Here is an 11,489-nt window from a genome sequence, read left to right on the forward strand (position 1 = left end):
CTCCTCCTCGTGTATCTAGCTTGCTTGGGGTTTTGGGGTTCAGGGCAGGGAAGCCAGAAAGGCCTGCACCTCGTTCCGGCGCGGGGGGCTGGCCTGGGCGCAGTGCAGGGCGGCGGTCGCCGAGGCAAATCGCAGGGCCGCCAGCTCGCCCATCCCCTCGGCAAGGGCCAGGGTAAAGGCCCCGTGGAAGACGTCCCCCGCCCCGGTGGTGTCGCGCACCTGTACCGGGTAGGCCGGCAGGTGTCCGCCCGCATAGGCCACCCCCTGGGCCCCCAGGGTCACCGCGGCGAACACCCCCAGGGCTTGCAGTTGGGCCAGCAGCGCGTCCACGCCGCCTTTCTGCACGGCCAGCTCCTCCGAGGCCACCACGTGCGTGGCCACCCGGGTGAGCATCCAGTCCTCGTCGCGGTCGCGATCCAGATCCAGCACCACCGGGAGGCCCCGCGCACGGGCGGCCTGGCCCAGGCCATACCCCGCCGAGGCCCAGCGCCCGTCCAGCAGCAGCGCGCCGGTTCCTTCGAGCAGGCCCTCCTCGTTTAAAACCAGCTCATCGGGCAGCTCGGGCCGGTAGGGAAAGATGTAGCGCTCGCCCTCCGGCGTGACCAGCACCGCCGAGACCGGGGTGGCCGCGCCCAGCTGGAAGTGGGCCCTGACCCCTTCGGCCTCGAGCATCCCCTGCAGGCGTTCCCCCGTGGCATCGTCGCCCCGGCGGCTCACCAGATGGGCCTCGGCCCCCAGCCGGGCCGCCGCCACCGCCGCCACCGCCGCCGGCCCCCCGATGGTCTCGCGGTAACCCAGCACCCCGGTGCGGCTGCTGGAAGGCGGGAACTGCTCGACATAGAAGCGCTGGTCCAGGTTGGCCCAGCCCACGGTCAGGATCTTCACCATACCAGTCGGTTTTCCTCGGGCCGGGCGGGCAGCACCTCCAGGCCCAGCCAGGCGCACATCTCCAGCAAGGCTTCTTCATGCGGGCCCATCCCTACGGCCAGGTGGTGGGGGATGCGGTGGTTGAACCAGCTTGCTAAAAACTGCCGGGGGGTGAGGGGTTGGGCGGCCCAGGTGGGGCGGGTGAGGTAGCTCGAGTCCCCGTCGTAGCCTTTCTCACCGCTCAACACGCCCCCGTGCACCACGGCTTTGCGGCCCGGCAGCAGGCGCAGGCCGCTAATAGGGCCCGCCCGCAGCGCCATGTCGCGCACCGCGGGCAGGTGGCGGTTGAAGTGCGGCACCAGCCGGGTGGGGCCCGCGGCCCAGGCCAGGGGTGCCTCGCCCCCGTGCCAGAGCATGATCCCTTTGGCCGAAAAGTGCGAGATGTCCAGCAGAATGGCCGGCCGGCCCGAGATGGCCTTCAGGGCCAGCTGGCTGGCCAGGCCCATCACATCGCCCTCGGGGGCCAGGGTGTAGCCCGCATCGGCCAGGCGGGCCATGGCCGCGTAGGCCATCACCCCAGTTCGCTCGGGGATCTCCGGCCACTCCCGCAGGGCCACCCCGTCGTAGGGCCGGGCCAGTTGTTCTAAGGCCAGCTCGAGGCGGAAGCTTTCACGCAGCTGCTCCACCGGATACTCGGAAAGCTCGCGGAACCCTGCAACCCGCGCCTCTATTTCCGCCTCCGAGACCGCCGCCAGGGCCTCCCACAGCTCGGCCAGCTCAGCCTTCTCCACGGTGAGACCGGTCTCGGGCAGGGCATCAAAGGCAAAAAAGCCGGGCGCGTGGCCGCCCAGCCAGAGCACCCGGCCTTCGCGCAGCACCTTCACACCCCGCAGGGCCTGCAGGGTGAGCTTGAGGCGGGCCTGAAACCAGGCATCGTCTACTGCCCCATAGAACCACTTGGTGGGCTTTGGGGCCAGCGAGACCCCCAGGTTGAGGCCGCAGACCGCGTTCTGCGGCAGCGGGCCGCTGTCCCACACCTCGGGCAGGGCCCACAGCCCCACCGGGATGGGCAGCTCCAGGAGCGGCAAAAAGGCATCGCCGGTGGCAAAGGTCACGTGCTGCACCAGCAGCAAGTCCAACTTGGCGGCCTGGGCCGCGCGGGCCGCCGCCTCGGCCTGGGCGGCGTCGGCCACCGGCTCGGCCACATAGGCCAGCTCGAAGCCCAGCCGGGGGCCCAGGGCTTCCAGGGCCTGGCGGGTGGTGGGCTCGAGGCCCAGCTTGGAACCCCTAAACAGGGGCCGCACGATGGGAACAAGACCGATTCTGAGGTTTTGCATATGGACGTTGTTGCTCGAGGCCAGCCTATCCTTTCACGCCCCCCTGGGTCAGGCCGCCCACCACCCGCTCCTGGAAAATCGCAATCACCAGAGCCACCGGCACCAGCGCAATGATCAGCGCTGCCGAGATCAGCGGCCAGGGAAAGGTATACTCGCCTTGCAGGAACTGGATACCCACCGGCAGGGTGCGCATGGCCTGCGAGGGCAGCAGGGTCAGCGACAGAAGGAACTCATCCCAACTGTTGACGAAGGCCAGAATGCTGGCGGTAAAAACCCCCGGTGCGGAAAGCGGCACCACGATACGCCACAACGCACCCAGACGAGAGCAGCCATCCACCATGGCGGCCGACTCCAGATCCTTGGGGATACCCTGAAAAAAGCTAACCAGCACCAGCGTAGCCACCGGGATGGACAGCGCGGCATGGGGCAGAATCAGGGCAATATAGGTGTTGCGCAACCCCAGCGCCAGCACCATCTCGAACAACGGCAACAGCAGGGTGACGGTAGGAAACATCGAAACCCCCACCAGCAAAGAAAAAATCAGGGTCTTGTGGGGAATGCGCAAACGGGCCAGGGCGTAGGCGGCCAGCGCCGATACAAACACGCACAGCAGGGTTGCCCCCACGGCCACAATCAGGCTGTTGAGGAAGTAGCGCCCGATGGGGGCCTTGGTGAGGGCCTGCACGTAGTTTTGTAGGGTCGGGTTCTCGGGCAGCCAGGTGATGGGGATGCGGGTGAGCTCCGCCTCGGTTTTGAACGAGGTCAGGAGAATCCAAACCGCCGGAAAAAAGCCGTTAATAACAACGATACCTGCGGCAATCCAGAGCCATATACGGGGGTTGTTGAGTTTCATAAAACCCTCCTGGCTCGAGCAAAGGCAGCAAGGAGCCGGCCGGACTGGGCGAAGCTTGCTTCACTCCACCCATGCCCCAGACCGTGGGACTTTAGCTTAATCATCGGCCCCCCTCACATACCGCAGGTAGACCAGGGTGACCGCCAGGCTGATCAGGAACATCAGCACCGCCAGGGCCGACCCGTAGCCAAAGTTGAGGTTCTCGATGCTCATGGTGCGCACATACATAGCCAAGGTTTCAAAGGAGCTGCCCCCGTTCTGCATAGCAAAGGGGATGTCGAAGGTCTGGAAAGCCGTGATGGTGCGGAAGATCGCCGCCACCAGAATGGCTGGGGTTAGGAGCGGCAGGGTGATCCGCCAGAAACTCTGCCAGCGGTTGGCCCCGTCCACCGCAGCCGATTCGTAGAGCTCTTTGGGAATCACCTGCAACCCGGCCAGCAAGATAAGGGCCACAAAAGAACTGCTTTTCCAGATGATGCTGAAGCAAATGGCCCAGAAAAGCAGATCCGGCGTGGTTACCCATAGCAGCCGCTCACCCCCTAAGCGCACGATCACATCGTTGACCACCCCATACTGGCTGTCAAAAAACCATCTGAAAATCAACCCTGCGAACACCAGGGGCAAGGCCCAGGGCAGCAACAGGCCCAGGCGCACCGGCCACCTGACGCGAAAAGGCAGGTTGGCTAGCAAGGCCAGCAAAAGCCCCACCACCAGTGCCCCCGGCACCGTCACCAAAACAATCAGAAGGGTGTTCCACAAGGCCGTCCAGAAGCGCTCATCGGAGAGGGCCTGGGCAAAGTTGGCAAAACCAATGAACACCGGGTTGCTGCCGGTTTCATCGGTCAGGCGGCGCTGGAACAGGCTGGTGTAGAAAAGACGTACAACCGGATACAGCGCCACCGACCCCAGCAGCAAGGCCGCCGGAAGCAGCAGCCAGAAGGCCAGGGCGCGCTCGCTCAGGTCGCCAAAGCTGCGGCGGTATTTAGGCTGAATCATGCGCACCTCCCAGTTGGTTCTTGGCCCAGCCACCTGGCTTCACCATCCTGCTACGCCTGGAGATTATTGGGTCGGTCTTGGGCCGCTTTTGCATGGCTTGTTCCAGAAAGAGCCGTTCTTGTGTTGTGCAAACAAAAAACATGGGTTGAGGGGTAGGAGCGCCCGGCCCCTACCCCTATCGGCTTTTATCTGCCGCTGTAGATCGCCTGCAAGCGGTTCACAATGTCGCGGGCGCCCTGCTCAGGGGTTTTCTGGCGGGCCAGCACCTGGTTGGTGTTAACCCGGATGGCCTCAGAGATCTCAGCATAGCGCGGGTGTTGGGGGCGCGCACGGGCCGCCTGTACCACGGGCAAGGCCTGACCGAACCAGGGGTTCACCCGCAAAATATCCGCATCACGGTACAGCGAGGGGAAGGTCGGCAGATTGGAGGCATCGATAGCCAGTATCTTGGAGACCTCCGGGCTGCTCAGGAAGCGCACCAGGCGGTAGGCCTGCGCTTTATTGCGGCTAAAGTCGGAGACAGCCCACTGCCATCCCCCCAGACAGCTCGCCTGGCGGCCCCCAGGGAAGGCAGGCAGGGGCACCACGCCAATCTTGCCCTTGACCTGGCTGTCGGCGTCGTTCTGGAACCTGTTCCAGGCGTAGGCGAACAGGGTACCGAAGATCCAGCGTCCGGCCTGCATCTCCTGGCGAATGGTGTCTTGGGGTTTTTCGGCCATGTTGGGCGGCGAAACCCGCCGGTCCATCAGGCTGACCCAAAACTGCAAGGAGCGCTGGGCCTGTTCCACGGTGAGGCTGAACTGGCCCTCTGCGTTGGTCACATCGCCGCCCGCTGCCCAGATGGGGAGCAAGAAGGTGCAGACCGTCCCCTCGACGGGTGCGCCGATATAGCCGATACCGTTGAGGTTGGGGTTGTTCTCGCGCTGCAGGATGGTCTGGGCTTGCTGGATGACCTCATCCCAGGTGGTGGGGGGCTTGAAGTTGTACTTCTCCAGCAGGTCGGCGCGGTAGTACAAGAACATCGCGTCGGCAAAGGCCGGCAAGGCCACCAGTTGACCGTTGATCACGTTGGCCTGCGAGTAGGCCGGCAGGTACTGCCTCAGCAGGTTCTGGCGTGAGGCGGCGGGCAGATACTTGTCCAGGGTATCGGCCCAGCGGCTGGCCAGGTACTGGGCGGGGCGGATGACATCAATCAGGATGATGTCGATGCTGGGGTCGCGCGAGGCCAGCACCGTGGTGAGGTACTGCTGCTGCTGATCGGAGGTGGCCCCACCCACCTCGATATCCACCCGCACCCCTGGGTTGCGCTGCTGGTAGATGTCCAGAATTTTGCGCATCACATCCGGGCGCTGCTGCCCCCCCACAAAGACCCGCAAGCGGGTTTGCTGCGCCAGGGCAGTAGACATCACCAGCACAGCGACCAGTAGCCAAAACAGCTTCTTCATCTTGTCCCTCCTCCTTGTAGATGCACGCCTAGTTTACCGAGTTCGGCCTCTAGTGTCTCGTTGACCTCCACTCCTTCTACTAGGGATTTCTCTCGTAAAGCGGCGCGGCGCGCTCCAGGAATCCGGCCTCCGGCCGCTTCAAGAGCCTGGACGAGCTGGGCCAGCCGGCCCCCGTAGCCTGTGCCAAAGGCGGCGGGATCGAAGGCCAGCAGCAGCAGCCCCGGTTTGGCAGCTTGCTCGGGTGGCATCCAGGGCAGGGGCAGCTCGGGCGAGAGCACCTCGCCCGCCAGGGCCCCGGCCAGCACCTCCACCAACACCGCCAGGGCAAACCCTTTACCCTCGCCAATGGGCAGCAGCGAGCCTTCCAGCGCGGCTTGGGCATCGGTGGTGGGGCGGCCCTCCTTGTCGAGCGCCCAGCCCGGCGGGATGGGCTCGCCCTTTTTGGCCGCGGCAATAATCTTGCCGCGCGCCACCACCGAGATGGAGGTATCGATGATGATCGGCTGGGGCTCGGCCGGCGCGCCCAGGGCGATGGGGTTGGTGCCCAGCACCGGCCCCGGGGCGATGGCCGGGGGGGTGTTGGCAAAGGCCAGGGCCACCAACCCTTGCCGAGCCAGCCGGCCCACGTAAGCCGAGAGCACCCCGGAATGCCCCGCGCCCCGCACGGCCAGCGCGGCGCTCCCCTGCTCCCTGGCCATCGGGGCCAGCGCCTGCACTGCAAAAAGCCCGGCCACCGGCCCCGGTGCGCCGTCGGCATGGAGAACTGCAACGCCGGGTTTGGTTCGTTCCAAGCGCATCTGCGGCCGGGGGTTGAGCCCGCCAGCCCGAAGCTGCGCGGTGTACTGGGCAACACGGGTCAGGCCGTGCCCCACGTTGCCCTCGAGCTCGGCCTCGAGGATCACCTCGGCGAAGGCCTCGGCCTGATCCGGGGCCAGCCCCAGGCCCTGGAAGTGGCTCGAGAGCGCCTGCTTGAGCGTGGGATAAGGAACCCTCATGCCACCCCCAGGATGTTCAAAACCCCCTCGGCCACCCGCAACCCCACCGCCTCCTGGGCCTCGGCGGTCAGTCCGGCCACATGGGGGGTGATCCACAGGTTCTCCACACCCCGCAGCGGGTGTTGGGGGGGCAGAGGCTCGGGGTCGACCACGTCCAGCACCGCCCCGGCCAGGTGGCCCGAGCGCAGGGCTGCGATCAGGTCGGCCTGGTGCACCAGCTCGCCGCGGGCGGTGTTGATGAGAAAGCTGCCCCGGGGCATGGTGGCCAGGGTCTCGGCCCGGATCAGTCCTTTGGTCTCGGGGGTCAGCGGGGCGTGCAGCGAGAGGAACTGGGCCCGCCGCAGCACCTCCGGGGTCGAGAGCAGCTCGATCCCCAGGTCTTCCACCGCGCTCTCCCAGGGCAGGCGCATGGGATCGGAGGCCACCACCCGCATGCCAAAGGCCCGGGCCCGCCGGGCCACCCTGAGCCCCACCTCGCCCAGGCCCACCAAGCCCAGGGTCTTGCCCGAGAGCTCAAACCCCCCAAAGGCCGCGCGGTTCCAGCCGCCCTCGGCCACATGGGCCGCCGCCCCGGCGATGTTGCGGGCCAGGTGTAGCATGGCGGCCATTACATACTCGGCGACCGCATTGGCGTTGATGCCCCTGGCAAAGTAGAGCTGAACCCCGGCGGCCTTCAGGTCGGGCTGCGCGATGTTGTCCAGCCCCACCCCCAGCCGCCCCACCACCCGCAGCCGGGGCGCGGCGGCCAGCAGCTCGGCGTTGACCTGGGTCTGGTTGCGCACGATCAGCGCGGTGGCCCCGGCCAGCCGGGCCTTGAGGGCCTCGCGGTCTTTCCAGAGGTTGGGGTCGTAGTGCACCTCGAGGCCGCTTTGCTGCAGGCGCTGCAGGCCGCTGGGTGTGATGAACTCGCAAACCACAATCATGTTCAGGCGCTGGGGTACAGCTTGGTAATCACGAACTCGTTGTGCCGCAGGAGCTCGGCGGCGGTCAGGCGGCCATTCACGGTGCGGGCGAAGACCTCGAGGATGCGGTCGGCGGCCTCATCCAGGGTGATATCGCCCACCAGCAGATCCGGCAGTTTGACGTCGATGTGCTCGCTCATGGTGCTGCAGGTGATGGGGTTGGGCGAGACCTTGATGACCGGGATCAGGGGATGCCCCACAATGTTGCCCTGCCCGGTGGTGAAGAAGTGCAGCACGCTGCCCCCCGCCGCGCACAGCGTCACCTGCTCGGCCCCGGCGGAAGAGCTGTTCATGAAGACCAGGCCCTGGCCCGGCCTGACCGGCTCGGCGTAGTCGAGCACCGCCTGGATGGGGCGGGTGCCGGTTTTCTGGATGTTGCCCAGGGCTTTTTCCTCGATGGTGGAGAGGCCGCCGCGGATGTTGCCCTCGGTGGGCTGGGAGCCCAGCAGGTCGACGCCCTGGGCCTCAATCATGCGGATGTAGTCGTTGTAGATCTGCATGAATTTGCGCTTGAGGGCGGGGGTGGCACAGCGGTTGGCGATCAGGTGTTCGCCGCCGGTGAGCTCGGAGGTCTCGCCGAAGATGACCGAGGCCCCCATATCCACCAGCCGATCCACCGCCCGGCCCTGGGCCTTGTTGCCGGCCAGCCCCAAGGTGGGGTCGGACTCGCCGCACTTGATGGAGAGCACCAGCTCCGAGACCTGGATGGGCTCGCGTTTGAGCTCGGAGGCATCCTGCACCATCCGGTAGGCCACCCGGCTGGCCGCGTTGATCACGTTGAGGTCGCCATGGCGCTCGATGGAGAAGGTCTCGACGGGCTTGCCGGTCCTGGCAATGGCCGAGGCCACCCGGTCGGTCCATTTGGGCTCGATGCCGATCACCACCACCCCGTGCACGTTGGGGTTGGCCCCGTGGCCCGAAAGGGTGCGGAAGGTGAGCTCGAGGTCGGCGCCAAACTGCAAGCGCCCGTAAGGGTGCGGCAGGGCGGTGGTGCCGTGGATAAGCCGGGCCACCCCCTCGGCAGCGGCGTTGGAAAGATCGTCCACCGGCAGGATCAGCACGTGGTTGCGCACCCCCACCGCCCCGTTCGGGCGGCGGTAGCCGGTCAGCTGCAGGCCTTTGGAGGCTGCTTTCCTAGGCATTACTGGCCTCCTTTGGCCCTGGGCTTTTGGCCCTTGCCCTTGCTTCCGTAATCCCAGCGCAGGGTGCGGATGTTGTGCACGTGTACATAGCCACCTTTTTTGACGGGCTGGGTCATGCGGCCCACCTTCTCGCCGTACTCGATGACCACATGGCCCTCGGGCATGTCCCTGAGGGCGATTTTGTGCCCCAGGGGAATATCCTCAAGCAGTTTGACCTTGTGGGTTTTACCGCCCTCGAGGCTGTGAATGACCAGCTCCTCGCCGGCTTTTAAGTCGGCCACTGCAACCGCTACATCATCGGTGCTTTTATGCGCTAAGGCCCTATGTGCCACCAGACCCTCCTTTGGTTTCTGCAGGATTTTATATCTAAAATCTTTTATGGTCAATGTGCTAAACTGGGAGGCTAAGAATGACCCTGAACCGCACCACCCTGAACCGCGAAGCCTACAAGGCACTCAGGCAGGCCATTCTGGGGCGCAAAATTCCCCCCGGCCAGAAGCTGGTGGTGCGGGTGCTGGCCGAGGAGCTGGGCCTCTCCCCCACCCCGGTCAAGGAGGCCCTGGCCGCGCTGGAGCGGGAGGGGCTGGTGGTGGCGGTGCCGCACCGGGGCTACTTTGTGCTGGAGCCGAGCCTGGAAGACGTGCGCGAAATCTACAGCCTGCGCGAGGTGCTGGAAGGACTGGCCGCCCGGCTGGCCGTAGAAAACAACGGAAGGGCGCTGTTGCGGAAGCTCGAGCGGCTTTTCGAAAAGCAGTGCGAGGCGGCGGAGCAGGGGGATATAGAAGCCTATGGCGACCTCGACCTGGCCTTCCACCGCACCTTCTGGGAAGCCGCCGGCAGCAAACGCCTGCTGGCCACCGCCGAGACCATCGACGGCCAGATTCGCATGCTCATCAACAGCTCGGCGGCCATTCCCGGGCGCTTGCCGCAGTCCCGGGCCGAGCACCAGGCCATTTTGCAAGCGGTGCGGGACAAAGACCCCCAGGCCGCCGAGACCGCCATGCGCACCCACGTGCGCAACGCCGGGCAGGCCCTGGAACGCTTCTTGATGCGCAGAATAAATCGCTAGGGCAACGCCGCCAAGGCCCGCCGCACATTCCCCTCCACGCGCTCGAGCAGGGCCTGGGCCGCCGGGGCGTCCAGGCTTTTTTTGATCATCACGATGGCGGTCTTGACGTGGTAATCGCAGGCTTCCAGGGCTGCTTTGGCCTGGGCCTCGGAGGCCCCTGTGGCCGCCACGGTCAGGCGCACCGCCCGCGCCAGCAGCTTGGCGTTGGTGGCCTGCACATCCACCATCAGGTTGCCATACACCTTGCCCAGTCGCACCATCAGGGCGCTGGAAAAGGCGTTGAGGGCTATCTTTTGCGCAGTACCGGCCTTGAGGCGGGTCGAGCCCGAGATCACTTCGGGGCCGGTCTCGAGCACAATTCCTATCTGGCTCTGTTGCACCAGCGGCGTCTCGGGGTTATTGGCCAGGCCGATGGTCAGGGCCCCCACCTCCCGAGCAGCCGCCACCGCCCCCAGCGGGTAGGGGGTGGTGCCGGAAGCCGCAATCGCGATCACCACATCGTGGCGCGTAGGTTGCAAGGCCAGCAGGTCGCGCTTTCCAGCCTCAAAATCGTCCTCCGCGCCCTCCACCGCCCGCCACAGGGCTTCCCGACCCCCCGCGATACAGGCCACGGCCCGCTCCCGTGGCCAGGAAAAGGTGGGGGGCAGTTCGGAGGCATCGAGCTGCCCCAGGCGTCCGCTGGTGCCGGCGCCCACGTAAATCAGGCGGCCGCCCGCTTTCATGCGTTCAGCCGACTGTTCGACCGCATCCACCAGCTGGGGTATGGCCCGCTGCACGGCCTCCACCGCCCGGAGCTGATCCTCCACCAGGGCCTGCAGGATCGCCGGGGTAGGGCGGGTCTCGAGGTCGCGAAAGGCCTCGCTGATCTGCTCGGTGGTCAGGTGCGGTTTATTCATAAGCTGCTCCTGCGATTCTAATGGGAAACCCCTGTCCTGAGCAGCTCCAGGGCCAGGCGGGCGGCGGCCTCGGCGCTCGAGGCGTGTTGAACGGTCAGTTCCAGCAATTCCCGGGCTCCTTGCTCGATAAGCGGGCTCACCTGCAAAGCACCACCACACAGCACCACCGGCAACGGCCCCAGCCGCTGCTGCAAGGTCAGGGCCAGGTCGGCCAGCGCACGCCCGGCCTGAAGCAAGATCTGGGTTGCGGCCTGGTCGCCCTCGAGGGCCGCCCGGCCCACCGCCGGGGCCAGCGCGGCCACGGCCTGCCGCCCACCCCCGTACACATACCCACGAATGTGCGGCCAGTCGCGCCCCCCCAGCGCCCTATACAGATGCCGGGCCAGCGGGTACGAAGCCGTGTCCAATCCCGTATCGTGCCAGCGCAGCACCTGGCGCAAAGCGGTTTTCCCTATCCAGAACCCGGCCCCCTCGTCGCCAATCAGAAAACCGTGCCCGCCTGCACGGTAGACCGTGCCGTCCTGGGCGATGCTGTAGGCCACCGAGCCGGTTCCGGCATAGACCACAATGCCCTCCCCAGGGGCGAAGTGGGCCCGGTAGACCAGATCCATATCGTTGAGGACGCACACCCGCTTCTCTGGAAGCCCCAGGGCTTGCTGGATATATGCACCGAGCTGCCGGGCCTCGAGGCTGCCCGCATCCAGGCCGGTGATGCCCGCCACCACCGCCACCGGCGCGTAGGGCCGGCTCTGCCAAAGCAGCGCGTCCAGCGAGGCCAGCGTCTGGGCCTTTACTTTTTCGTCCAGCAGGTGGCCCACGATGGGGGCTGTCCGGCCCTGGGCCACCAGCCGGCCCGCCTCATCCAGCACCGCCCATTTGCCGCTGCTGGCGCCGCCGTCGATACCCAGGACGTAACGCATAGGCCTT

General features: G+C 66.2%; 12 protein-coding genes. 1 reads left to right on the forward strand and 11 read right to left on the reverse strand.

Annotated features, from left to right (window positions below; translation table 11 throughout):
• Positions 1-39: 39 nt before the first annotated feature.
• The 9 genes from MTAI_RS10495 to MTAI_RS10535 all read right to left on the reverse strand — a co-directional run bounded on the left by MTAI_RS10495 (position 40) and on the right by MTAI_RS10535 (position 8,929).
• Entirely contained in the window at positions 40-888 is an 849-nt protein-coding gene (locus MTAI_RS10495; RefSeq protein WP_027887581.1) for a PfkB family carbohydrate kinase, read from the reverse strand.
• Positions 882-2,204, reverse strand: a complete 1,323-nt coding sequence (locus MTAI_RS10500) for a fucose isomerase (protein ID WP_027887582.1) — start codon at positions 2,202-2,204, stop codon at positions 882-884. Before MTAI_RS10500 ends, MTAI_RS10495 begins: the two co-directional genes overlap by 7 nt.
• 25 nt (positions 2,205-2,229) lie before the next feature.
• Complete coding sequence (locus tag MTAI_RS10505) at positions 2,230-3,057, reverse strand: carbohydrate ABC transporter permease (protein ID WP_027887583.1); 828 nt, start codon at positions 3,055-3,057, stop codon at positions 2,230-2,232.
• Positions 3,058-3,153: 96 nt separating this feature from the next.
• The gene (locus tag MTAI_RS10510; RefSeq protein WP_027887584.1) at positions 3,154-4,053 is read right to left on the reverse strand and encodes a carbohydrate ABC transporter permease; all 900 of its coding nucleotides are present in this window, start codon (positions 4,051-4,053) and stop codon (positions 3,154-3,156) included.
• Positions 4,054-4,238: 185 nt separating this feature from the next.
• Complete coding sequence (locus tag MTAI_RS10515; protein ID WP_027887585.1) at positions 4,239-5,498, reverse strand: ABC transporter substrate-binding protein; 1,260 nt, start codon at positions 5,496-5,498, stop codon at positions 4,239-4,241.
• The gene (locus MTAI_RS10520) at positions 5,495-6,493 is read right to left on the reverse strand and encodes an Ldh family oxidoreductase (RefSeq protein ID WP_027887586.1); all 999 of its coding nucleotides are present in this window, start codon (positions 6,491-6,493) and stop codon (positions 5,495-5,497) included. The genes MTAI_RS10515 and MTAI_RS10520 overlap by 4 nt, the downstream gene beginning before the upstream one ends.
• Positions 6,490-7,416 carry a hydroxyacid dehydrogenase gene (locus tag MTAI_RS10525; protein WP_027887587.1) on the reverse strand — a complete coding sequence of 309 codons (927 nt, stop codon included), beginning with the start codon at positions 7,414-7,416 and terminating at the stop codon, positions 6,490-6,492. The genes MTAI_RS10520 and MTAI_RS10525 overlap by 4 nt, the downstream gene beginning before the upstream one ends.
• A gap of 2 nt (positions 7,417-7,418) precedes the next feature.
• Entirely contained in the window at positions 7,419-8,597 is a 1,179-nt protein-coding gene (locus MTAI_RS10530; protein ID WP_027887588.1) for a UxaA family hydrolase, read from the reverse strand.
• Positions 8,597-8,929 carry a UxaA family hydrolase gene (locus MTAI_RS10535; RefSeq protein WP_119361703.1) on the reverse strand — a complete coding sequence of 111 codons (333 nt, stop codon included), beginning with the start codon at positions 8,927-8,929 and terminating at the stop codon, positions 8,597-8,599. Before MTAI_RS10535 ends, MTAI_RS10530 begins: the two co-directional genes overlap by 1 nt.
• Before the next feature lie 77 nt (positions 8,930-9,006).
• Here MTAI_RS10535 and MTAI_RS10540 point away from each other — a divergent pair, with 77 nt between their 5' ends.
• On the forward strand, positions 9,007-9,666 hold the full coding sequence (locus MTAI_RS10540; protein WP_187388544.1) for a GntR family transcriptional regulator: 660 nt from the start codon (positions 9,007-9,009) through the stop codon (positions 9,664-9,666).
• Here MTAI_RS10540 and murQ read toward each other — a convergent pair.
• Together murQ and MTAI_RS10550 are read right to left on the reverse strand one after the other, a co-directional pair.
• A complete protein-coding gene (gene murQ / locus MTAI_RS10545; protein WP_187388545.1) occupies positions 9,663-10,562 on the reverse strand; it encodes an N-acetylmuramic acid 6-phosphate etherase in 900 nt (299 codons plus the stop codon). The genes MTAI_RS10540 and murQ overlap by 4 nt on opposite strands.
• Positions 10,563-10,579: 17 nt before the next feature.
• The gene (locus MTAI_RS10550; RefSeq protein ID WP_187388546.1) at positions 10,580-11,482 is read right to left on the reverse strand and encodes an N-acetylglucosamine kinase; all 903 of its coding nucleotides are present in this window, start codon (positions 11,480-11,482) and stop codon (positions 10,580-10,582) included.
• Positions 11,483-11,489 lie beyond the last annotated feature (7 nt).

It is taken from the genome of Meiothermus taiwanensis WR-220 (assembly GCF_003568585.1).
Taxonomy (GTDB): Bacteria; Deinococcota; Deinococci; order Deinococcales; family Thermaceae; genus Meiothermus; species Meiothermus taiwanensis.